The sequence below is a fragment of the Marinomonas sp. NPDC078689 genome (assembly GCF_044542435.1).
GTDB classification, from domain to species: domain Bacteria; phylum Pseudomonadota; class Gammaproteobacteria; order Pseudomonadales; family Marinomonadaceae; genus Marinomonas; species Marinomonas arenicola.
Genome location: NZ_JBITUJ010000009.1, coordinates 86,913 through 108,142, shown reverse-complemented (window position 1 = coordinate 108,142; position 21,230 = coordinate 86,913). Strand labels below are relative to the sequence as shown.

Sequence of the window (21,230 nt, the reverse complement as noted above, 5' to 3'; positions counted from 1 at the left end):
TATACCTTTACTCTATGGATCCTTTAGTTTCATGACTCAATTATCGCTTTGGCTCGCTTGTTTTGCTTGTATAGTGGCTAGTTTAGCCTACTACTTCCGCCCTCAAGCCCGCTCAACACAACTGTTCGGTGCCGCAGCGATAGCATTGCACACCCTGTCTTTGAGCCAGACATTATTTAGCCAAGATGGTTTTAACTTTCTTACCATTGGGTTATTGATTGCCGCTATTGGTAATGCTTTTCTTTGGCTAAGCAATAGAGACAAAGACTTATCACTGCTCATTGCCATTGCCTTTCCTTTAACCGCCATCATTATTGCACTCAATGCCATTGAGCCTTGGAACCTAAAACAGCTGCACAGTGAATCGTGGGGGACCAGCGTTCACATCCTTATTGCGTCGGTCGCTTATAGTTTATTTACCGCGGCCTGCGGCGTCGGCATACTGCTCGCAATCCAAGAGTACCAACTCAAACACCACCGCCTAAAACAGCTGCTACGAGTACCACCATTACAAGTACTGGAGCGCCTGATGTTCGAATTCATTTGGGCCGCCTTCATTCTTTTAACCGTAACCATTGCAACTGGCTTCTACTTTATTGAAGATATGTTTGCTCAGCACCTTGTGCATAAGACATTTTTCACTATCGCATCCTGGTTTGTGTTTGCAGGGCTTTTGTTAGGACGTCATTTTGCTGGTTGGCGCGGCCAATTGGCGGTTAAACTGACCATCAGCGGATTCTTTTTGTTGATGCTTGCCTATTTTGGTAGCAAGATTGTCTTACAAATTTTACTCCATTAATTCATGATGCATGAAAGTCGTTTGACAGCGACTTTTTAAGCACTAATAATCCGTTTATCTAAACAGTTGAGGCAATCCCTTTTTGAACGATGTTCCCTTAGGTATTCTTAGTGGAATACTGGTTTCTCTTATCTTTCTTTCTGCGTTCTTTTCCAGTTCTGAAACTGGCATGTTATCGCTGAATAAATATCGACTAAAGCACTTGGTAAAGAGCAAGAACCGCTCTGCCATCAAGGTCAGCACGTTATTAGAAAGACCTGATCGCTTAATTGGTTTGATCCTAATCGGAAATAACTTCGTTAATATCCTAGCGTCGGCCATTGCGACTATTATTGCCGTGCGTATTTGGGGGGATGCTGGGGTTGCGATTGCAACAGCGGCACTGACGGTGATCGTCTTGATCTTCGCTGAAGTGACGCCAAAAACTCTGGCCGCCATCCATCCAGAGAAAATTGCCTTTCCTGCCTCTTGGATTCTGGCGGTATTGCTCAAAGTTTTTTATCCCGCTGTGTTCTTTATTAACATGCTGTCAAACGGGCTACTAAGATTGGTCGGCGTCAATGCCTCACAACGCAATCATGACACGCTGGATTCCGAAGAACTCAGAACCGTGGTAAATGAAGCCAGTGGTCTTATTCCTGCGGCTCACCAAGAAATGCTGATCTCTATTTTGGACTTAGAAAAAGTCTCAGTAGAAGACATCATGATCCCACGAAATGAAGTGGTCGGTATCGACATTGAAGACTCTATTGAAGAGATCATCGAACAAATATGCCAAAGCCGCCACACACGCATGCCTGTCTATAACGGCGAAATAAACAAAGTCATTGGTATTTTACACGCGCGTCATGCGGCGGTTTTCTTACGCGAGCAAACACCCTCTAAAGCGGCGCTATTAAAAGCCACCGTTGAGCCTTACTTCATTCCAGAAAGTACGTCATTAAACACAGTGCTATTGAACTTCCAAAAAGACCACCAGCAAATGGGCATAGTGGTTGATGAATACGGTGATGTTCAAGGTATTGCTGCGCTGGAAGACGTATTAGAAGAAATCGTTGGGGAGTTCACGCCGCCAACTCAAGAAGAAGAAGACGAAATACAGCCATTGGATGATGGTTCATTCAAAGTGGACGGCTCCACTCACATTCGAGACATTAACAAAACCCTTGAATGGCATCTGCCAACCGATGGACCAAAAACGCTAAACGGACTCATCATTGAAACACTGGAATTCATCCCAGAGCACCCAATTAGTCTGCAAGTAGGCCATTACCTCATTGAGATCCAAGAGATTGAAGACAAGGTTGTGAAGTTCGCCAAACTAAAGCTAAAACACTAAGGACATCGTCATGAGATTTTGCCCACAATGCGGCCACGCAGTAGACATGATTATTCCTGAAAACGACAACCGAGTTCGTGCCGTTTGTCCGAATTGTGAGCACATTGACTATGACAACCCGCGCCTAATAACCGGCACCATTCCTATGTACCAGGGCAAACTATTACTTTGCCGCAGAAACATAGAGCCGAGATTTGGCTATTGGACTTTGCCAGCCGGGTTCATGGAAAACCAAGAAACCACAAGCGAAGGCGCCCTCAGAGAAACACTGGAAGAAAGCGGCTCTCACGCCATTTGCCGACAAGCTTTCAGCATGATCAGCATTCCTCATATCAATCAAATACATTTATTTTATTTGGCCGATTTGCAAAAGGATGATTTTCACGCCACATCAGAAAGCTCAGAAGTCGCACTGTTTGAACTGTCTGATATTCCTTGGGACGAGTTGGCGTTCTCTAGCGTTACGAAAACACTAGAGCTCTTTATTGAGGATCATAAAACAGGAAATTATGGCTTCCATGAAGACACCCTGATCATTGACTCTGTATCTGAATAAAGTGATAAGCAACTTCCTCATAAGGGTGAGCACTGAGCAGCGCCCTTGTGACTTCCGCTTTCACGTCATCCTTAAGCACCATTTCCACTCGATACTCTTCTACTTTTTCTAACGCGCCCACTTCACCAAGAAAAGGGTTTGCATTCAGATTAGGACGAAATTGCCCTTCGCCTCTCACTTGCCAACAACACTGATCGTAATCGCCAATTGAGCCAGCACCAGCCAAAAACACCGCCGTTTTCACTGCCTCTAGATGCGTTTCTGGAACATAAAACACCAACGAGTACATTGCGCCTCTCCTGTTAATTTCACTTTTACTTTTCACTTCACTGCTTGCCTATTTAATGCCAAACGACGAACAAATCATAGGCGAAGACGATGGCAGCGAAAGAAGAAAAGTAAAAAAACGGCCAGCACCCTAAGCACCGACCGTCACACCAAGAAAGAAAAAGAGCTTAATCTTCTGCATCAAGACCTAACGCTTCACGCACAATCGCATGCGCCAACAACTCAGAGGCATCGTATACCGGCAGAGACGTTTTTAACTGATCGCCAATCACCGACAATTCAGTACACGCTAACACCAAACACTCAGCACCTTGCGCTTCTAAATCTTCCGCAGCTTGTTGGTAATTTTGCAATTGTTCTGGCGTCTGCCGCTTCGCTTTTACTGCGCGAATCAAAGCCATAACCTGCTGTTGTTTTTGTGACTCTGGATAAAGAACCTCGGCACCGTACTTGGCACACCAAGGCTCATACAGATGAATAATTTGCAGCGCCGAAGACGCCAATAAACCCACTTTCGTTAGATTAGGGTTCATCGCTTTCGCATGCCCAGCAGTCAGTTCAATCAAATTAAACACAGGCACATCAACCGCGGCGGCGATTTGAGGGTAATAATGGTGAGCCGTGTTGCAAGGAATGACCAAAAAGTCCGCTCCTTGCTTCACCAGCCCCTGTGCCATACCAATCAAACAAGGTGCAGGATCTTCTCCACCACCTTCAATCAATGCTTTAATGCGAGACGGGATTTTCGGGTTATTGTCTACCAGCACATGAATGTGATCCACATCATCGGCCGCCGGCGTCAGGTCAATAATGCGCTGCATTAAATCCACTGTTGCCTCAGGCCCCATGCCACCAATAACACCGACGACCTTCTCTTTACCCGCACTTGCTTTCGCCATTATTCACACTCTCCTATTACTTCAACGATAATCTCAGCAATCAAGGCGCAATCCTCTTCACTAAAGGTCAATGGAATTCGCATGTCCAACAAGGAAGCCAGAATCTGCTCAGTTTTAGGCAACTTGGGTATATCTTCAAGATAACGCCAACTGTCATAACGGCTCGTGTAATCTTTCGGTTCGGCGTCACCAAACCACTTCAGCACCACCCCACGCTCGCCACAACGCTTAACGACATCAAGCATTTGGGGAGCACCGAATGAAGGCAAAGAAAACTGAATGGAACTACCAACAAAGGCTTCCGCGGCCGGCCGCTCAGGAAGCAAAATATCAGCACAACGCGTCAAAATAGCTTCAATCACACGATAACGACAACTCCAGCGCTCACATTGGGCATCTAAGTTCGCAATTTGAGGTCGTAAAATAGCCGCACGAAGATTGTCCATGCGACCACTGTAGTTCGGTGTATCAAATCGGATTTGCTCAAAGGCTTCTTTTGGCGGTGCTGCAAAGTGACGCTCATACAACATATAAGACCCAGAATACATAATGGCGCGCGCCATCACATCACTATGACGAGTGGTTAAAAAGCCACCTTCACCAGAATTGACATGCTTGTATGTTTGCGCACTAAAACACGCAATATCGCCAAATGTGCCGCTTTTCTTACCATTCCAACTGGCGCCCATAGTATGGGCACAATCTTCAATTAAAAACAAATGGTAGCGTTCACAGATCGCCATAATACGATCCATATCTGCCAAGTGCCCGCGCATATGAGAGAGCATAAAAAACTTAGCACCCGAGCTGGCAGCCTTCGATTCAAGGTCTTCTAAATCAATGCAATAATCATCCGCTACATCGACAAACACAGGCACTGCGCCACTGTTATGAATAGAACCTGGAACAGGTGCCAGCGTAAAAGCGTTACACAAGACCTTATCGCCAGATTGCACGCCTGCGGCACGCATTGCGACATGCAGAGCGTAGCCACCAGAGGAGCAAGCCAAACAATAAGGCACGCCCTGATATTCCGCGAACTCGATTTCTAATAAATCTGTTTCGCTTTTTTCATCAGGAAGCGTGTTATAGCGATGCAATCGACCTGAACGCATCACATTAAGCGCCGCCGAAATGCCTTCTTCAGGGATCGCTTCCTGCTGAGTAAAGGGTTTATTGAATACTTTCACCGGCCACTCCTCAGTCGTAACGCTTCTGATCGTAGACAGTGAAGCCCCACTCTTTTTCAGGGAAGAATTTACGAAGTCGCCAATCACAAGCGCGGGCATGACCTTCCATACCTTCGGTACGAGAAATTCGTGAGCCTGCGCCACTGAACGCCAAGTTAGCCTCTTCATCCAACTCTTGATAGGTCAGCACTTTCATAAACTTCTGTACGTTTAGACCACCACTGTAACGGGCGGCTTTTTTCGTTGGTAGAATATGATTGGTGCCTGAACACTTATCACCTTGGGTCACTGTGCTGCCTTCCCCTAAAAACAGAGAACCATAATTATTCAGATTGTTTTTCCACCAATCGAGATCCTGCGCCAAAATCTGCAAATGCTCACAGGCATATTCATCACTAATGCGAACCAATTCATCACGATCATCAGCCAAAATCACCACACCATGATCACGCCACGCCGCTTCACAGACATCCGCATTGGGCATGTCTGCAATCACATGAGACATGATTTCAATGACTTTCTCGCCAATTTCACGACTGTCGGTAAATAGCCAAACCGGTGAGTTAGTTCCATGCTCCGCCTGTGACACAAGATCCACAGCAATGGTCATCGGGTCCGCTGTTTTGTCGGCAATAATGGCGGACTCCGTTGGTCCAGCAAACACATCAATGCCGACAGAGCCAAAGAGCATGCGCTTTGCTTCTGCCACATAGGCATTACCAGGCCCTACCAGAATGTCGGCTGGTTTCCCTGTAAATAAGCCTTTCGCCATAGTGGCAACCGCATGGACCCCGCCCATTTCGAGAATAACATCCGCCCCTGCGACGTCCATCGCATAAACCACAGCGGGGTTAACACTGTCACCACGTGGCGGTGAACAAGCCACCACAAAAGGCACACCAGCGGTTTTTGCCGTCGCCACACTCATTAGTGCAGAAGCGGCATGGGCATAACGGCCACCTGGCACATAACAGCCAGCGCATTGAACAGGAATAACACGTTGCCCTAAGCGAACACCAGGCTCTGTTTCAATTTCAAAAGAAACCAAACTATTACGCTGAGCTTCAGCAAAACGCTTAATTTGACGGTGAGCAAAATCAATATCGTCTTTTACACTTTGTGGAACGCTGGCAATCAATGCCTGACGTTTTTCATCACTGAGAATGAATTCCCCCTGCCAGTTATCAAACTGCAGAGCATAGGCTTTAACAGCCTCTTCACCCTCCTCTTGAATTCGATGTAGCATGGTTTTTACTGCCGCTTGGATTTTTTCATCTTCATCCGCAACGACAGCACCAGATACCGCATTTTTCAAATATTCCATAAAGCACCTCTCACTGCTCTGAGGACCCTTTAGCGCCGCTCAATTAGCTCGCATGCTAGGGCTATACTCAAGACCAAACACCTCTTTGTAACCCAATCAAATGGGTTACCACCTATGTAATCAGAGAAATTAAATTCGTCGCACCGTGTTCTGATGCTAATGAGGCCTTGCCGTTGGCTCAAAGAACCTTGTTAGCAGGACAAAATAGCATCGAAAGAAACTGGGAAGCTGCATTGCATTACCCCTATAGATTTATTCTTATATGTTTGAATACAGATATTCTTCCTTGAGTAAGCCTTCACCTTAGAGATTTACGTAATCCGAGACCAATGCCTTTTTTGATCGCGATCGGTTACTTTTTCGCATAGGGTAATGTGCCGTGCTGGACGCCTTTTAAACGCGCTTAAAAATCTATTCTGAAGGTTTTTAGCCTTCAAAAACAAAAAGATAGACCATTAACCACCCTCTTCCTCCAGAGGTTTTTAAGCCCTTAAAGTCGCTACGCCTTTCTGACCTCTGAAAACTCTCCAGCAATTAGGCGGATGATCACTTGTGTTTGCACTTAGTATGGTAAAAAACAGGCAGCAGGACGCTCATCTTTGATGAAAATGCCCCTCTGAAAACAAAAAAGGCGTCATTTATAGTGACGCCCTTCTGATACTTAACACGCAGATTCATACAGCGTTGAAAGGTAATGCCAAAAACGTTCCGAAAAGTCGGAGTGTTTGCCTTTAAATCGGTAAATATTGATATCGAGATCGATCGATTTAAGAGGGGACTCCAGCACCGCCATACGATTTTCATCCAATTCGTTTTGAACTAAAGACTCAGGCAGCCAAGCGACCCCATAACCTTTCGCAACCAAAGCCTTTAACCCTTCAGCCAATGCATTTTCACATACCTTGTTGAGCGTCAGCTCACTGCCGGGTTCCGACAAACATTCGGGAGTTAGTAAACTGCCTAAAAACGATTCTTTAGGGTAAGTAAGCCACCTTAGACTCTCTTGCGTCACACTATAAACCGGATGGCCGTCAGGCTTGACCGCGGTGACAGGCACAATACGATCCGTGGTAATTTGGATCGTCTCTATGTCATCTCGATCCAATTGTCTAAAAATATCGGGGGAAGAAAAGCACAATAGAAAGTCGCCCGCACCGGCCAAAAAAGACTCCAAAGAATCGTGCAAGTTGTCCGTATTAACTCGAATCAGCGAGTCACCAATAAAAGGCTCGATTTGTTCTAACCAATCCGGGACGAAGGAAACGGCCAACGAATGCTGTGACATAACGACCATCTCTGCCGTATCGTTCACCAAAGACGTTAAATGGTTGCGCGAGGCGTAAATTTGTTTGGTTAGGCTTTCTGCCTGCTCTAAAAAAGCCGAGCCCGCCTCCGTAAACGTAGTGGGATATTGAGTGCGATCGACCAAGCTCACACCGAGCCAATTTTCCAACGATCGAATGCGCCGACTAAATGCGGGCTGAGTCACAAAGCGCGCTTCTGCGGCCTTCGAGAAACTGCCATTTTTGGCTAACGCCAGATAATCTTCTAACCACTTTAGCTCCACGGGACACCCTTTCTAAAACTGCCTTTTTTCGATGTTAGCATTGCTATGCTGAAAAGTAACCGAGACAAGATAAAACAGCATTGGGCAGTAGAAAATGGAGCCTGTAATCTCTAAATCAACTTAACGTCATCCCTTTATGGAGATATACCTATGCATCTTTCTCGCTTCCCTCGATTACATTTTGCCCACTTAGCCACACCCCTTGAGCCAATGACACGATTAAGCGAACACTTAGGCGGCCCTAAGTTATGGATTAAGCGCGATGACTGCACTGGTTTAGCGGGTGGCGGCAACAAAACACGTAAGCTGGAATTTCTCATGGGAGACGCCATCGAAAAAGGCGCAGACACCATTATTACTCAAGGTGCGACCCAATCTAACCACGCTCGCCAAACCGCGGCCATTGCCACCAAAATGGGCATGGCGTGTGAAATTCTGTTAGAAGACCGTACCGGCAGTAAGGACGTGGATTACAACTACAATGGCAATGTCTTGCTCGATCAACTGTTTGGCGCCACGCTCAGCAAATACCCAGCGGGCACCGACATGAATCAAGCCATGGAAGAAGTGGCTGAAAAACTGCGTAAAGCAGGCAAGAAGCCATACATTATTCCAGGGGGTGGCTCCAACCCAATTGGCGCACTTGGCTACGTGAACGCCGCACTTGAATTGCTAGCTCAAGCCAATGACATGGGACTCAAAATCGACCGTGTGGTTCATGCAACAGGCAGCGCAGGCACACAAGCAGGTTTGGTCACCGGCTTGGTGGCCACCAACAGTCTAATTCCAGTATTGGGCATTGGGGTGCGTGTACCGCAAGAAACCCAAGAAGCGAATGTATTTCGCTTGGCTGAAAAAACCGCAGAATATTTAAGCATTCCTGGTGTGGTGAAGCGCGAAGACGTGGTGGCGAATTGCAACTACGTGGGCGATGGCTACGGCATCCCAACGCAAAGTGGGTTAGAAGCCATTGAGTTATTTGCGCAGTACGAATCTATCTTGCTGGACCCTGTGTATTCTGCGAAAGGCGCCGCAGGCCTAATTGACTTGATTCGCAAAGGCGAATTTGGCAAAGATGAAAACATCGTATTCCTACACACAGGTGGCAGCCAAGCGTTATTTGGTTACCGAGAAGCCTTTGATTTTAAAGATTATTGCTAATTACGCCTCCCCTTCGTATTAAGCAAAAAAGCGCCTTCTTACTAAAGAGGCGCTTTTATTTTTTAAGCTGCTACCACAAACTCGCTTGCTCTTGGCTTTGGGGAAGCTGAAGCGACGGTTGATAATCGCCACACAAGCGCTGAACTCTTTGATCTAATGTGGCCGCCAATGTCGGCGCTGCAATGTTATCAGATGAATGCACAAACACCGTTGGTGTTAATTCTGCCGCTAGCCATTGAGCCAACTTCACCGCCCACTGATCCAACCATTTGTCATTTAGCGACAAATCCGGATGCCCTATAAAGCGCACCACAGGATGAGACGAGGTTGCAACAGGATGGCAAGGCACTCTTGGCTTCTTCTTTTGCGCATCCACCAAGCTGTCACAATACGCTTGCGTAGAAAAAACGGGGCGTGAATCCATAATCACCCGATTCACCCCTTTTTCCGCCAGCCCTTTTAATAACAAGGACTCATGACCTGTTTTATCAAAATACGCCAGATGTCGTGTCTCCACGGATAAAGGAGCAGACAAATCCCACAAATCGCAAAGCAACATTATGCGCTCTAGCAAGCGTTCATCACACGCGGCAGGAAATTGCAGCATGGTCGGCCCAAGCTTGGACTGCAAAGGTTGCAGCGACGCCATAAAAACACACCAGTCTTCAACAATGTCACGCCATGGCCGATCAAATAATCTATGGGTGACCGTTTGTGGTGCTTTAAAAGCAAAGCGAAAATCATCAGATACCACGGAATACCAACGCAACAGTTGCGCTTGGTCCACCTTAGTATAAAAAGTGCTGCCCACTTCAACCGTAGAAAAAACCTGAGAATAGCGCGCAATTCGTTCGGCGGCAGGCAAAGATGATGGGTATAACCAATTTACCCACGCCGGATGCTGCCACTGGGCCATGCCATAATAAATTTTCATGCTGCTGGCGCACGGTACTCTATGGTGTCGATTACATAACATTTCTCGCCAGCGGCTAAGCGAATCAGCACTTCGTCACCTTCTTCCTTTTTAAGCAGCGCACGCGCAACTGGGGAGTCGATGCTAATGTAAGCAGGGTTATGGTCTAACTCATCCGCGCCGACAATACGATATTCTTTTAAGGTGCCATCTTCGTCCTCAAGCGTTACCCAAGCACCAAAAAACACTTTTGACTGATCCGCAGGAAAACGATCGACCACAGTACACACATCCAGACGCTTTTCTAAATAACGTACGCGACGGTCGATTTCTCGTAATTGCTTCTTACCATAAATGTATTCAGCATTCTCAGAGCGATCGCCTTGTGCTGCCGCTTCACGAACGGTTTCTGTCACCGCTGGACGCTTTTCTTTCCACAAATATTTTAGCTCCGCCAATAAAGCTTGAGCGCCCTCTTGTGTGATGTAGGCGGATTTTGGCGGGGAAGGTGGACGATACCGAGTCATTAATAACAACCTATTTAGTACAATAATAAAAATAAAAAATGCCGCCAAGCAATGTTAATCACTTGGCGGCATTTTGAAAGCAATAATGCGAGTAATTAAGACTCTTGCTTATGCAGATGAACATCCATTTGAGGGTATGGAATACCGACACCGCGTTCATCAAAGGTGTATTTGATCTTTTCTAGAAGATCCGCTCTGACCGCCCAATAGTCCGCTGCTGCCACCCAAGGACGAAGGTTAAAATTGACGGAGCTGTCTGCCAGTTCAGAAACCGCGATTACCCAAGCTGGATCTTTTAACACCCGCTCATCGGCAGCCACAATTTCTTCCATAATACTTTTTGCCAGACGAATATCAGCATCGTAACTAATACCAATAACCAAATCTAAACGACGTGTTTTCTCACGCGAAAAGTTGACAATAGAGCCATTCATTATCGCTGAGTTCGGTGCAATAATAATGCGATTGTCCGGTGTTCTAAGGTAGGTATGAAACAGTTCGATACGGTCTACCGTACCCATTTGACCCGCAGCATCAATAAAATCACCTGATTTAAATGGGCGTAATACAATGATCAATACGCCTGATGCAAAGTTAGACAGTGACCCCTGTAAGGCCAAACCAACCGCCAAACCAGCCGCACCAAGAATGGCGATGAAGGAAGTGGTTTGTACACCGACTTGCCCAAGCGCCATTAAGATAACACCGGCAAACATCAAGGCATAAAGAATGCTAGAGCAGAAACCGGCTACCGCTTTATCAACGGACGCTTTAAGCATTCTATGCTCACACCAATGAGCCACCTTATGGGCAATAAACCGACCGACAAAGAAAATCACAATGCCGATTAATAAGTTAATTGCCATTTCTGAGATCCAAGGCAGTAGTTCAATGCCCTTATCTACTAATTGTTCCATATCGCTCATGTGCTTTAATCCTTAATCTAACGTTAATAAGATATAAGCCGCTAAGCGGCATAATGTACTTTATGTCGCCACTCATCCAACAAAGAGGCCAATTGCTTCACCCCGGCTTTGCTAAACCGAACATACAGTTTCCCACCAATAAGCTGGGCTCCCTTTTTATGTTCATCATCAATCATAAGACAAACTTCCCGCAACCGCTCAAATTGTTCGTTGTCTCGAATTGTCATGCCAATAAAAACATTCCAATCATATTCGAGCAAGACGCCATTTACTGCTTTTTCCAATAGCGCAGTACAATCGCTCTGATTCAGTCGATAATAAGGCACTTTTGATTTGTGCTTTAAATAAAACACCATCAAGGAAACCAACAAGCAAAAACATAAAAAAACAGAAAGAACAAACTGTAAAATCATGAATCAAAAGAATAGACCAACAAAGCGGCTTTAGCACGCTTCAAATGCTCAAGATATTCCGTTTCGTAACGCGTCATCTCATTGCTGAACTTAGCCCGCGCATCTTTTGGTAAACTCTTCCATTGTTCGTGCGTCGGAATATGCTCAGTTTTTTCAGTGATAATATAAAAAGCCGAAATGTCATCGTGTTGCGATAGATCTACACTCAACTGATCGAGTAAGTTTTTCACCCGTATGCTGGTTTCGATCCAGGTAAGCTTTTCATCCGTACCAACGGCTTTTAATAAAATTTGAATGCTATCAATTCGCTTTTGTCGCTCTTCCGCCACAAAAGATTCTCCGGCACGGATTCTCTCTTCACGTAAACGGTTCACCTTTAATTGGCGGGCAATAAACCAAAGAGACGCAGATATAACCGCAATACAGCCGATAATCAGTATTATAAAGACAGTAAAAGACATAAAAATCCAATATTAATCATGAGAATTAACTCATCATTCACTTAATTTAAGAAAGTTGGCTCAAGTACCCCAGTGGCATCATACTAATCCACGGCCAACACTTGTTGCATCGCATCATATAATGATGGCGCACAAACCAATAACGAATCACCGTTAATCTCCAATGGCCAGGCAGATTCAACCTCATCATAGCGCCCTAAGACAGCGCCTGCCTCTACAGCAATCAAGGCTCCTGCCGCCATATCCCATGGTTTTACGGATTCATAATAAGCCTGTAATCGCCCTGCCGCGACCCAACATAGATCCAATGCTGCGGACCCATTACGTCGCACATCCTGACATTGATGTAATACATTTGAAACCCGTTTAATCAGCTTTTCGAGCGCATTTTTTTGGTAGGGAAACCCAGTGGCCACTAACGCATTGCGTAAGCTAACCCCATCGGCAACCCACAAACGTTCACCGTTCAAATACGCACCTTGACCTTTAATGGCCCAGTAACATTCGTCTAGGAAAGGAGCATACACGACCCCTAACAAGCGCTGACCGTCAACGTATAAACCAATAGACACAGCAACATGACGATGATGGTGCGCAAAATTCACCGTGCCATCAATAGGGTCTATCACCCATGTCGGCACAGCATCCAAAGACAAATTAGGAGAAGACTCTTCTGAAAGAATACGATGATCAGGATAAGCTGCGATAATTTCTTGGCATAAATAATGATCGATCGCCAAATCGGTTGATGTCACCAACTCATGATCCGCTTTGTAATCGGCAGAAAAACCTTTCTTCTCCCTCGCCTCCACCATGATAGTGCCAGCGTGGGAGGCAATCCGTTTAGCGAATGCCAACAACTTGTCTGTGTTCAGCGTCATCTTGCTCTCCTTTTGTTAACCCAGCCAACTCAAGCTAAACGAGCGTGTAACCATGCAGAAATATCAGCAATCTGTTCCGGACAAACAGAATGAGGCATCTCATAGGTTTTATACTCAACATTAAACCCTTGATCCGTTAACGCTTTTTTCGCGTCCAATGCCAAGCTAGGGGCCACCACAGGATCTTGAGATCCATGATGAATCAAGAAAGGAGTTGTACCATTGTGGCTGCCCGCCGCCGCAGGGACATCAGATTTATTCGCCAGGTAAGTAGATAATGCCATCACTCCTGCCAGTGTATGCTCGGTGGTTAACGCTAGCTGATAAGCAATCACGCCGCCTTGTGAAAAACCGGCCAGAATAATACGAGAAGCATCAATTCCCGATGCGATTTGCGCTTCGATTAAAGCACTGATTTGCTGGCAAGATTCTTCAATATTCAACATATCTACTTTGCGTTCAAGCGTCATTTCATAAATATCATACCAAGCTCGCATCACCATACCGCCATTGACCGTCACTGGGCGCTGCGGTGCATGGGGAAAAACAAAACGCCACTTTTGATCGGGGCGAATTTTTAATGCCGGTACTATGGATTCAAAATCATGCCCATCTGATCCTAATCCATGCAGCCAGATAATCGCTGCATCCGCTGTTTCTGCCGCCTCTACTAATACACAAGGCAACAAATCTGTCATTCTTTACTCCAATAAATACAGGCCCAAACAGTACAGGCAAAAAATAGGCTATAAGGTTAAAAAAAAGCGAACGAGCAGTCTAAACTCGTTCACTTCTTTTTTTAAGCAATGGCCTATTATATCGACAAATATTTATTGTAGATAACTCTTTACTATGACAACTCGACGAGATTAACCCGCCACAGCGTTAATGCTCGGTTGGAAAACGCAAGCCCGTCACCTCTTGCTGATGATTAAGGCGAAACACAACATCAGATCGTTCAGACATGGTAGCCATAAGGTGGCGAGTAAGACGTTCGTAATATTGCATAAAACCTTTCAGCGCTTCTGGCGACATCACTTTGATATCAAGCGTGTCTAATACACCACCATGAATATCATGCAGATGCGCTTCCAGCATGCGCTCTTGTTTATTACGCCATTGATAAACAACATCATAGTCTGGCGCTTCCATCCACATCATAATGTCGATATTCGCGAACAAGTCTTTATAGCCTTCTTGTAAGTGCTGATTAATAAGACTTCGCCACACCCCATCTTGATCTTTGTCTTTTTCCAAACGGTTCATTGGTTGATCCAGTCCATCTCCTAACGCCGATGCGCCAACACACCAGCCTTCAAGAAAGATAACGTCCACTGGACCTTGTACTTCACTCCACAAATGCACCGGTTTTCTATCGTCTAGGGATTTATCAAACGCTGGTAGCTTCATGATTTCGCCATCTTTCAGCGTTCGTAACCGCTCAGAAAGCATCAAGGCCATATCAATATCATGAGTACCAGGCACTCCTCGCGTAGCAAATAGAGGGTGCATGGTCTGCGCATAATGGAGCCGATCTTTGCGCGTTCTGTATAAGTCATCCAAACTGACCACAATACTCTTTATGTCAAAGCCTTTACAAAGCACACGGCTCACGACCCGACTAAAAGTCGTTTTGCCTGACCCCTGCGGCCCGCCAAGACCCACTACTAACGGGCCATTGGCCGACTTCACTTTACTGCTTAACCAAGTTGAGAAAGGTAAGTACAAAGCACCTAATTGATCTACTAACGCATCGCTGGCGTACAAACTTTTTAGAGTTTGCTCAACCTCAAAGCGTAAACGCCCCGCTAACGAGTCTGGCACCTCATGCTTCCAGCCATTTAATAATTTGGGATTTCTATTCATAAGACAGTACCTCCGCATTACTTCAGTAACTATAGCAGCAAGATAAAAATGCGGTTATTTTTTAAGCACTACTCAAACATCATATCAAGCTGCCGGGGCGCGGGAGCGGACAAACGATAGCCCACTCCAATCAGCCGCACTGGACGAGATTGCCTTTGGTAGGCACGCGTTAACAAAGCAACAAAGACCTCTTTCGAAAATCTACTTTGAATCGCTTGCTCTATCGTTGTTTGCTTAAAATCGTTAAATTTCAATTTGAGGTAATACTTGCTCACTTGGGCATCAAAACCACGACCAGCCATGCGCTGATCGAGACTCGCGAGCAACTCAGGCAATTGCGCCAAACACGACTCCAAGGATTGCAGATCTTCGGCAAACGTATGTTCCACAGACACACTCTTCCTCTCACGGGAAGTTTGCACAGGCCGATGATCAATACCAAGGGCATATTGAGACAAGCGAAAAGCCATGCTGCCGAAGTTTTTTTGCAAAATAGAGAAATCGACTTTCTGCAGGTCTGAGCAAACAAACACCCCTAACGCCGCAAGCCGCTCTTGAGAGACCTTGCCAATACCTGAAATGCACTTAACCGGTAATTGCGAGACAAATTCAAACTGTTGGTCTGGGGGAATAGTGGTTAGGCCGTCTGGCTTTTGCCAATCACTGGCGACTTTTGCAATGAATTTGTTGGTCGCCACGCCAGCGGATACAGTGATACCAATTTGCGCCAAAACTTGCTGGCGAATTTGCTCAGCGATTCTCGTCGCACTGCCTTGGCAGGCGTCAGAATCCGTCACATCAAGGTAGGCTTCATCCAAAGAAAGCGGCTCAATAATGTCTGTGTACTGGCGAAAAATGGCATGCATTTGCCGCGAGGCAAGGCGATATTTTTCCATGTTCCCAGGCACGACTATTAAAGCTGGGCACAATCGCTTTGCCACCGCCGTTGGCATTGCAGAGCGAACACCGAAAGAGCGCGCGATATAGTTAGCGGTACTTAATACGCCTCTGGTTTGGGAGGAACCACCAATCGCCAATGGCACTTGGCATAAGCTAGGATCATCGCGCATTTCAATGGCGGCATAAAAGCAATCGGCATCAATGTGAATAATTTTACGTGGGTTAGACATAGTCACGCTCAGGAAAACACTGTATATAAAAACAGTCTACACACTTAGCAAAGCAAAACAACCTAGCGCAATCGAGCCATTGTGCTACCACACCACTTAAAGTAAAAAAGAAAAAACCAAGAGAAAGTATAGATTTCCCAAAAAAACAGCAGAAATTTGCTTATTTACACCAGCAAACATGGACGCTAACAAGCAAAATAGTTTACATTTTGCATCGTATAAAATGCATCAAAGCAAGCCGTGGCCTGCTTCTTGCTTCTTTACACCATTAAATGCACTTTTATACCGTAGAATTATCATGATTTTTTATATAAAACACGACAGGGACACCATTATGACATCAGGTTTTAAATTATTTTCCATCGCCATAATGAGTATAGCGCTTGCGGGTTGTCAGAATTTATTCCAAAGAACAGGCGAAGAGTGCAACACAGTTGGACCTTGTAACGGCAACACAGTCGACGTTGGCAATAACAGCCTGCTCAACACCAACACGCAAAGCCAAGTTCGCCGCGTCGTGAAGCAACCCCCAATTATTGTTAACGCAACCGGTTATGCTGCGGTAAGCACCAGCAAACGTTTTTCTAAGTCTCAGGCTCGCCTTATGGCGCTGCGCAGCTCCACTCTTGATGCTTACCGAAACCTTTCTGAACGTGTCTACGGTTTGAAATTAGACGGTTCAAGCTCCTTGAATAACATGGTGTTACAACACGACGAATTGCGTTCTTACATCGACTCCTACCTTGTCGGCGCTAAGGTCGTATCTCAGCGTGAACACGAAGATGGCACCTTTGAAACAGTGGTTGAAATGGCATTACAGGAAAATTTCCGCGAATGCGTTAGCTCGCCAAGCAATATTGCCAATAACCCACAATGTCAGACACACCAAAATTACAAAACAGTGAACGCCTCTCGCTCGAATTCCACTGCTAATTTCTATACGATTGAATAATGTCTTTCACACGTAAGTATTGTCTGTTTATCGCGCTCTCGGTGCTGTCCATCGCACCCAGCTTTGCGCAATCGGTTACCGCAACCGGGAAGGCCATTGTCTATAATGACGATGTAGACGATGCACGCTATCGAGCAACGCAACAAGCAATCAAACAAGCCGTTCTGCAATCCAGCTCTAGAGTGAGCGTAAATGATCGGCTAAAAAATGGCGATTTGGATTCCGACATACAAATTCGCAGTGCTGGACGCGTTCAACAAGCTAAAATCCTCCATGAAGAGCGCAAAGGTGACTTTCTTACGGTTGTCGCTCGCGTCAATGTCACACCCGATTCTCAGTGCGGCAATGGAGCGACCAACTTCTATCAAAAATCCGTCGGCGTGACGGGCTTTAAACTTCAAGACCCAGAGCAAGCCAGCTTAGGGCGACTCAATAATATTTCTAGGGAGCTTCCTAGAGATCTAGCCAATGCGATCAACAAACAAGGCTTTCTTCGGGCTTTGAACGCAACCAACGTCGCCATTTACCCAGATCTTATTAATGCACCATCGGCGATCAACGACGAAGGCGCGTTAAGCAATGTCACTCGTATCGGCCAGCAGCTGGGCGTACAATATATTATCAGCGGCGTCATTCGTGACATTAGCCCGCTGTATTTAAGAACACCCGATAGTCCCTCTGACAATCAAGAGGATGGTATCCAAAAAGAACGAAACTTCGTCCTAGATCTATACATCTATGACAGTTTCAGCGGCGCACTCTTTTTCCAAAAACGCTACAGCGAAATTGGTGAGTGGGACATCGCAGACAATGCACGTGTAGGCTTTGGCAGTGCCAAGTTCTGGACGGTTCATTACGGTAAAGTGGTCCGAGAGATCTTAAGAGAAAGTGCGATTGATACCAGTGAGAAACTACGCTGCCAACCTTTTATTGCCAGCATATTTCACACCGAAGGCAACCGCGTTCATATTTCTGCCGGCTCTTTATCTGGAATTAAACAAGGCGATAAACTAAGCGTCTACCGTCGCTTTGAAATCCACAATCAAAACCAAACAGCGCAGACACAACTGAATAATGCCAATATCAATGTTACTATCAAGCAAGTGCAACCCAACTTTTCCATTGGTGAGCTTGCCGTTGACGCTCAGATATTAAATGTTCAGCAACAAGATGTTGTGATTGCTTGGTAATTTTCACACTAACGCTATTTTTATAAAGCGATTTTATATACTTTAGGATAAACACAATGAACAACGAATTACTTCACCACCTAGAACAACGCATTAACGAAGCTGTTGAAGAAATCTCTTCTCTACGTCAGAAAATTTCTGAACTAGAAATGCAGAACTACGAGCTAAGCGAAGGCAAAAGTGAATTAGAAACCATGCTAACTCAAAAATCTGAACAGCAATCAAACTGGGAATCTTCTTTATCTGAGATGCTAAACCGTCTTAACCAATTGGATAATAAACAATGAGATCTTTACTCTTTGCCACTTTAGTTTTCTTCTGCGGAAGCGCAATTGCTGAAGAAGGACAAGTTGCAAGCTTATTGAGCTTTGAAGCAACGGCCGCTCGTCCTTCAACAGACAATGATACCGGCAGCACAACCTCTATTCTGAGAACCATGATGGAATTCACAACACCATCTAACTTCTCTATGTACGGTGGTTTTGCTTTTTCATTGGGTGATGACCCTGAAAGTGCGATTGCTTTAGGTGGCCGCTACTACAGCGCCACCCCTGCATTCCAAATAATACCAGGCTCTCCAATGTGGTCTTATATTGGCCTTGGTGTCGACTTTTTTGACGACAATGTTTATTACCCAGAAGCAGGGTTTCGCATTGCAACATCGAATACAAGTCGATTGGATGTCTTTGTAAAACTGTTAAACAGTAGCAGCGCCAAATACGATCAACACGTGATGGTCGGAGCTGGACTTACTTTCTAAGCAATATGAAATTAATGTCTAGCTTATTTATCTGCTTATTGGCTGCCTCTGCTTTCATATGGCATAAAAGTAATCCGACTATCTCGGTCGTTCAGCCGAATGATACTCAACGGCAAGAAATGATTGGAGTGAAAAACACCCCAAGCATTCCATTAACACCGTTATAGAATTGAGCCTTGCGTATGGAACAATTAATCGCCAAACTCGAAGCTGAGGTCGACCAGCTTATCGAAAAGCTAAAAGCCGCCAACGAGGAAATCGCACAACTGAAAACGGAGAATGCAAATTCACCTGACAGCAGTAGCGCCTCAATGGATCTTTTACAGAACATGGTATCGCGTTCGACTGAAGATCAATTACAATTGTATATTGAAGACTCTTTAGATCTTCTCGTACCGGCTGACACAATAAATACCCCAGCACCGAAAAGCGAAGTGGAAAATCAACTGAGCTTTGACTTGCTGAACTCTCTTGCTGAAACCAGCATCACAACCACGACAACAGAACAGACTGATTACATGACAATACAACAACCAGAGCTTAACGGCTTGCCAGAAGTACAAGACGAAATCCAAGTGGAAACCACCACAAACGATGTACAACCAGCAAGTGAAAGCACGCAAGAAGCAGCGACACTGACGCCAGAGCAAAAGAAGCGCCAGAAGAATCAAAAAAATAACCGCCGCCTAATTAAGATGCTAGAAGACCGTTATCCAAAAGCGTTTGATTGGAACCAGCCTAAACCTCTGAAGGTCGGTATCGATAAAGACATGGTTCTTGATGATGACTTCAATGCCAGCAAGCAGAAACGCGCCCTAGCCGCTTACACTCGCTCTGACAGGTACAAAAAATGCCTATTGTCAGGACAACCTCGCATTGACCTTGAAGGCACCCCTGTTAACAACGAGCCAGCATTGCCTGAGTCGATGATTCCTAAAAAGGAAAAAACCACCTTTAATCGTCCTAAGAGCGACAGAACACCACGTTCAAAGGCAAAAGCGCCAGCCAGCAAAAAAACCGCTAGCAAGCCGAACAACAAGCCTAAAAACGCACCTAGCCCACAAAAACGCCAGGATGACGCATACGATAATCTGTCTCCTGAAGAGCGTATGAAGGCAAAACTTGAAAAACTTCTTAATAAATAAGAAAAAAGTGTTTACACGATGATGCGCGGCATATAATATATGCCGCGCTGCTGTGGAGGGGTTCCCGAGTGGCCAAAGGGAGCAGATTGTAAATCTGCCACGAAAGTTTCGGTGGTTCGAATCCACCTCCCTCCACCATTAATTCTTTTCTTTATAGATCAATCCTTTATCTATAAATACGACATTCCTATTTAGATTTTTCTGATACTTCTCACCACATCAGCAAACAATCAAAACCTTATCCACAGAAAAACACCATCACACTAAAAAAGAAAAAACTGAATAACTACACCGGTTAAGCACAAGCTTATCCACAAAACGTGCATTCAGAGCCTTTTAATCCACTAAAACAAACAAAACCACAAGTTACCCACACCAAACAAGAAACACCACACCGCAAGCCCTCAGAGCACCACAGAAAGCCAAACCAACAAATGACGCCATGTGAGCCAAAGACCAAATAATCGACGACACCACATCCATTTGTGAGCTGAAATCGTAGACCAACACGAACGGAGGCACGACGGGAATCCGGCACTGAAAACGCAGCGTTCACCTACACACTACAAAAACACCACTTTCATCACACGCATCTCGCATGATTGGCTTTATTAGCCCAGCGACACTCAACCTTGTAGACTGACCTTCAGGCCAGTAACCGATGAATAAATGAAACCGATCATAGGTTAAAGTTAAAACAATCGGCGGCACCCTATTCATTTGCGGACGAAAATAGCTAAAAAAACCATCAGCCAGCACAAACAAAGGCACGACGAAAATCTAAATCTGACACTCTTTTTTACAAGCACTCCAGCCCACAAAAAAAATAGGCAGCCCACTTAAACTAGACGATAGACGATAGACGATAGACGATAGACGATAGACGATAGACGATAGACGATAGACGATAGACGATAGACGATAGACGATAGACGATAGACGA

At 45.4% G+C, this 21,230-nt stretch carries 25 protein-coding genes and 1 tRNA gene; 11 read left to right on the top strand and 15 right to left on the bottom strand.

Features of this window, described 5'->3' with window-relative positions:
* The first annotated feature begins 31 nt into the window (after window positions 1-31).
* The 3 genes from ACIGBN_RS14670 to ACIGBN_RS14660 all read left to right on the top strand — a co-directional run bounded on the left by ACIGBN_RS14670 (window position 32) and on the right by ACIGBN_RS14660 (window position 2,694).
* On the top strand, window positions 32-799 hold the full coding sequence (locus ACIGBN_RS14670; RefSeq protein WP_133002709.1) for an inner membrane protein YpjD: 768 nt from the start codon (window positions 32-34) through the stop codon (window positions 797-799).
* Window positions 800-881: 82 nt separating this feature from the next.
* Entirely contained in the window at window positions 882-2,138 is a 1,257-nt protein-coding gene (locus ACIGBN_RS14665; RefSeq protein WP_133002708.1) for an HlyC/CorC family transporter, read from the top strand.
* A gap of 10 nt (window positions 2,139-2,148) precedes the next feature.
* Window positions 2,149-2,694: an NUDIX hydrolase gene (locus ACIGBN_RS14660; RefSeq protein WP_396666288.1), complete on the top strand. Its 546-nt coding sequence runs from the start codon at window positions 2,149-2,151 to the stop codon at window positions 2,692-2,694.
* Here ACIGBN_RS14660 and ACIGBN_RS14655 read toward each other — a convergent pair.
* The 5 genes from ACIGBN_RS14655 to ACIGBN_RS14635 form a co-directional block, all read right to left on the bottom strand.
* A complete protein-coding gene (locus ACIGBN_RS14655) occupies window positions 2,672-2,983 on the bottom strand; it encodes an NGG1p interacting factor NIF3 (protein ID WP_396666286.1) in 312 nt (103 codons plus the stop codon). The two genes, ACIGBN_RS14660 and ACIGBN_RS14655, sit on opposite strands and share 23 nt — an antisense overlap.
* 166 nt (window positions 2,984-3,149) lie before the next feature.
* Window positions 3,150-3,881, bottom strand: coding sequence for an aspartate/glutamate racemase family protein (locus tag ACIGBN_RS14650; protein ID WP_133002705.1), 732 nt, complete (start codon window positions 3,879-3,881; stop codon window positions 3,150-3,152).
* Window positions 3,881-5,071 (bottom strand): DegT/DnrJ/EryC1/StrS family aminotransferase, encoded by a 1,191-nt coding sequence (locus tag ACIGBN_RS14645; protein ID WP_396666284.1) that lies wholly within the window; start codon window positions 5,069-5,071, stop codon window positions 3,881-3,883. The genes ACIGBN_RS14650 and ACIGBN_RS14645 overlap by 1 nt, the downstream gene beginning before the upstream one ends.
* Window positions 5,072-5,081: 10 nt before the next feature.
* Entirely contained in the window at window positions 5,082-6,395 is a 1,314-nt protein-coding gene (hisD, locus tag ACIGBN_RS14640) for a histidinol dehydrogenase (protein ID WP_396666282.1), read from the bottom strand.
* 661 nt (window positions 6,396-7,056) lie between these two features.
* Window positions 7,057-7,962, bottom strand: coding sequence for a LysR family transcriptional regulator (locus ACIGBN_RS14635; RefSeq protein ID WP_133002702.1), 906 nt, complete (start codon window positions 7,960-7,962; stop codon window positions 7,057-7,059).
* Window positions 7,963-8,112: 150 nt separating this feature from the next.
* On the opposite strand from ACIGBN_RS14635, the gene ACIGBN_RS14630 reads away from it, so the two are divergent.
* Window positions 8,113-9,123, top strand: coding sequence for a D-cysteine desulfhydrase (locus ACIGBN_RS14630; protein ID WP_133002701.1), 1,011 nt, complete (start codon window positions 8,113-8,115; stop codon window positions 9,121-9,123).
* A 70-nt stretch (window positions 9,124-9,193) separates the two neighbouring features.
* On the opposite strand, the gene ACIGBN_RS14625 is transcribed toward ACIGBN_RS14630, so the two are convergent.
* From ACIGBN_RS14625 to dinB, 9 genes are all read right to left on the bottom strand, one after another.
* Window positions 9,194-10,057: a DUF72 domain-containing protein gene (locus ACIGBN_RS14625; protein WP_396666279.1), complete on the bottom strand. Its 864-nt coding sequence runs from the start codon at window positions 10,055-10,057 to the stop codon at window positions 9,194-9,196.
* Window positions 10,054-10,563, bottom strand: coding sequence for a transcription elongation factor GreB (gene greB, locus ACIGBN_RS14620; RefSeq protein WP_133002699.1), 510 nt, complete (start codon window positions 10,561-10,563; stop codon window positions 10,054-10,056). The genes ACIGBN_RS14625 and greB overlap by 4 nt, the downstream gene beginning before the upstream one ends.
* A gap of 95 nt (window positions 10,564-10,658) precedes the next feature.
* Window positions 10,659-11,480 (bottom strand): mechanosensitive ion channel family protein, encoded by an 822-nt coding sequence (locus ACIGBN_RS14615; RefSeq protein ID WP_396666332.1) that lies wholly within the window; start codon window positions 11,478-11,480, stop codon window positions 10,659-10,661.
* Window positions 11,481-11,530: 50 nt separating this feature from the next.
* On the bottom strand, window positions 11,531-11,845 hold the full coding sequence (locus tag ACIGBN_RS14610; protein ID WP_243711969.1) for a hypothetical protein: 315 nt from the start codon (window positions 11,843-11,845) through the stop codon (window positions 11,531-11,533).
* 53 nt (window positions 11,846-11,898) lie between these two features.
* Window positions 11,899-12,363: a DUF2489 domain-containing protein gene (locus ACIGBN_RS14605; protein ID WP_396666277.1), complete on the bottom strand. Its 465-nt coding sequence runs from the start codon at window positions 12,361-12,363 to the stop codon at window positions 11,899-11,901.
* A gap of 83 nt (window positions 12,364-12,446) precedes the next feature.
* Window positions 12,447-13,244 carry an inositol monophosphatase family protein gene (locus ACIGBN_RS14600; RefSeq protein WP_133002695.1) on the bottom strand — a complete coding sequence of 266 codons (798 nt, stop codon included), beginning with the start codon at window positions 13,242-13,244 and terminating at the stop codon, window positions 12,447-12,449.
* A 29-nt stretch (window positions 13,245-13,273) separates the two neighbouring features.
* Window positions 13,274-13,942, bottom strand: coding sequence for an alpha/beta hydrolase (locus tag ACIGBN_RS14595; protein ID WP_396666275.1), 669 nt, complete (start codon window positions 13,940-13,942; stop codon window positions 13,274-13,276).
* A gap of 187 nt (window positions 13,943-14,129) precedes the next feature.
* Window positions 14,130-15,110: a hypothetical protein gene (locus tag ACIGBN_RS14590; RefSeq protein ID WP_396666273.1), complete on the bottom strand. Its 981-nt coding sequence runs from the start codon at window positions 15,108-15,110 to the stop codon at window positions 14,130-14,132.
* A gap of 68 nt (window positions 15,111-15,178) precedes the next feature.
* Window positions 15,179-16,240 carry a DNA polymerase IV gene (dinB, locus tag ACIGBN_RS14585; RefSeq protein ID WP_396666271.1) on the bottom strand — a complete coding sequence of 354 codons (1,062 nt, stop codon included), beginning with the start codon at window positions 16,238-16,240 and terminating at the stop codon, window positions 15,179-15,181.
* 334 nt (window positions 16,241-16,574) lie between these two features.
* On the opposite strand from dinB, the gene ACIGBN_RS14580 reads away from it, so the two are divergent.
* The 7 genes from ACIGBN_RS14580 to ACIGBN_RS14550 all read left to right on the top strand — a co-directional run bounded on the left by ACIGBN_RS14580 (window position 16,575) and on the right by ACIGBN_RS14550 (window position 20,425).
* A complete protein-coding gene (locus ACIGBN_RS14580) occupies window positions 16,575-17,192 on the top strand; it encodes an LPP20 family lipoprotein (RefSeq protein WP_396666269.1) in 618 nt (205 codons plus the stop codon).
* Complete coding sequence (locus ACIGBN_RS14575; protein ID WP_396666267.1) at window positions 17,192-18,382, top strand: flagellar assembly protein T N-terminal domain-containing protein; 1,191 nt, start codon at window positions 17,192-17,194, stop codon at window positions 18,380-18,382. Before ACIGBN_RS14580 ends, ACIGBN_RS14575 begins: the two co-directional genes overlap by 1 nt.
* A gap of 56 nt (window positions 18,383-18,438) precedes the next feature.
* Window positions 18,439-18,669 (top strand): cell division protein ZapB, encoded by a 231-nt coding sequence (locus ACIGBN_RS14570; protein ID WP_133002689.1) that lies wholly within the window; start codon window positions 18,439-18,441, stop codon window positions 18,667-18,669.
* Window positions 18,666-19,142 carry a hypothetical protein gene (locus ACIGBN_RS14565; protein WP_133002688.1) on the top strand — a complete coding sequence of 159 codons (477 nt, stop codon included), beginning with the start codon at window positions 18,666-18,668 and terminating at the stop codon, window positions 19,140-19,142. Before ACIGBN_RS14570 ends, ACIGBN_RS14565 begins: the two co-directional genes overlap by 4 nt.
* Window positions 19,143-19,156: 14 nt before the next feature.
* The gene (locus ACIGBN_RS14560) at window positions 19,157-19,309 is read left to right on the top strand and encodes a hypothetical protein (protein ID WP_341565338.1); all 153 of its coding nucleotides are present in this window, start codon (window positions 19,157-19,159) and stop codon (window positions 19,307-19,309) included.
* A 15-nt stretch (window positions 19,310-19,324) separates the two neighbouring features.
* Window positions 19,325-20,287 carry a ProQ/FINO family protein gene (locus tag ACIGBN_RS14555; RefSeq protein ID WP_133002687.1) on the top strand — a complete coding sequence of 321 codons (963 nt, stop codon included), beginning with the start codon at window positions 19,325-19,327 and terminating at the stop codon, window positions 20,285-20,287.
* 54 nt (window positions 20,288-20,341) lie between these two features.
* Window positions 20,342-20,425 (top strand) — tRNA-Tyr (locus ACIGBN_RS14550).
* A gap of 228 nt (window positions 20,426-20,653) precedes the next feature.
* On the opposite strand, the gene ACIGBN_RS14545 is transcribed toward ACIGBN_RS14550, so the two are convergent.
* Window positions 20,654-20,809, bottom strand: coding sequence for a hypothetical protein (locus tag ACIGBN_RS14545; RefSeq protein ID WP_396666264.1), 156 nt, complete (start codon window positions 20,807-20,809; stop codon window positions 20,654-20,656).
* Window positions 20,810-21,230 lie beyond the last annotated feature (421 nt).

Bases quoted from the DNA above. Each gene is read 5' to 3' on its own strand.
- ACIGBN_RS14670 (WP_133002709.1), top strand. From the start codon at position 32: ATGACTCAATTATCGCTTTGGCTCGCTTGTTTTGCTTGTATAGTGGCT.
- ACIGBN_RS14660 (WP_396666288.1), top strand. From the start codon at position 2,149: ATGAGATTTTGCCCACAATGCGGCCACGCAGTAGACATGATTATTCCT.
- ACIGBN_RS14655 (WP_396666286.1), bottom strand. From the start codon at position 2,983: ATGTACTCGTTGGTGTTTTATGTTCCAGAAACGCATCTAGAGGCAGTG.
- ACIGBN_RS14650 (WP_133002705.1), bottom strand. From the start codon at position 3,881: ATGGCGAAAGCAAGTGCGGGTAAAGAGAAGGTCGTCGGTGTTATTGGT.
- hisD (WP_396666282.1), bottom strand. From the start codon at position 6,395: ATGGAATATTTGAAAAATGCGGTATCTGGTGCTGTCGTTGCGGATGAA.
- ACIGBN_RS14630 (WP_133002701.1), top strand. From the start codon at position 8,113: ATGCATCTTTCTCGCTTCCCTCGATTACATTTTGCCCACTTAGCCACA.
- ACIGBN_RS14625 (WP_396666279.1), bottom strand. From the start codon at position 10,057: ATGAAAATTTATTATGGCATGGCCCAGTGGCAGCATCCGGCGTGGGTA.
- greB (WP_133002699.1), bottom strand. From the start codon at position 10,563: ATGACTCGGTATCGTCCACCTTCCCCGCCAAAATCCGCCTACATCACA.
- ACIGBN_RS14615 (WP_396666332.1), bottom strand. From the start codon at position 11,480: ATGGAACAATTAGTAGATAAGGGCATTGAACTACTGCCTTGGATCTCA.
- ACIGBN_RS14610 (WP_243711969.1), bottom strand. From the start codon at position 11,845: ATGGTGTTTTATTTAAAGCACAAATCAAAAGTGCCTTATTATCGACTG.
- ACIGBN_RS14605 (WP_396666277.1), bottom strand. From the start codon at position 12,363: ATGTCTTTTACTGTCTTTATAATACTGATTATCGGCTGTATTGCGGTT.
- ACIGBN_RS14600 (WP_133002695.1), bottom strand. From the start codon at position 13,244: ATGACGCTGAACACAGACAAGTTGTTGGCATTCGCTAAACGGATTGCC.
- ACIGBN_RS14595 (WP_396666275.1), bottom strand. From the start codon at position 13,942: ATGACAGATTTGTTGCCTTGTGTATTAGTAGAGGCGGCAGAAACAGCG.
- ACIGBN_RS14590 (WP_396666273.1), bottom strand. From the start codon at position 15,110: ATGAATAGAAATCCCAAATTATTAAATGGCTGGAAGCATGAGGTGCCA.
- dinB (WP_396666271.1), bottom strand. From the start codon at position 16,240: ATGTCTAACCCACGTAAAATTATTCACATTGATGCCGATTGCTTTTAT.
- ACIGBN_RS14580 (WP_396666269.1), top strand. From the start codon at position 16,575: ATGACATCAGGTTTTAAATTATTTTCCATCGCCATAATGAGTATAGCG.
- ACIGBN_RS14575 (WP_396666267.1), top strand. From the start codon at position 17,192: ATGTCTTTCACACGTAAGTATTGTCTGTTTATCGCGCTCTCGGTGCTG.
- ACIGBN_RS14570 (WP_133002689.1), top strand. From the start codon at position 18,439: ATGAACAACGAATTACTTCACCACCTAGAACAACGCATTAACGAAGCT.
- ACIGBN_RS14565 (WP_133002688.1), top strand. From the start codon at position 18,666: ATGAGATCTTTACTCTTTGCCACTTTAGTTTTCTTCTGCGGAAGCGCA.
- ACIGBN_RS14560 (WP_341565338.1), top strand. From the start codon at position 19,157: ATGTCTAGCTTATTTATCTGCTTATTGGCTGCCTCTGCTTTCATATGG.
- ACIGBN_RS14555 (WP_133002687.1), top strand. From the start codon at position 19,325: ATGGAACAATTAATCGCCAAACTCGAAGCTGAGGTCGACCAGCTTATC.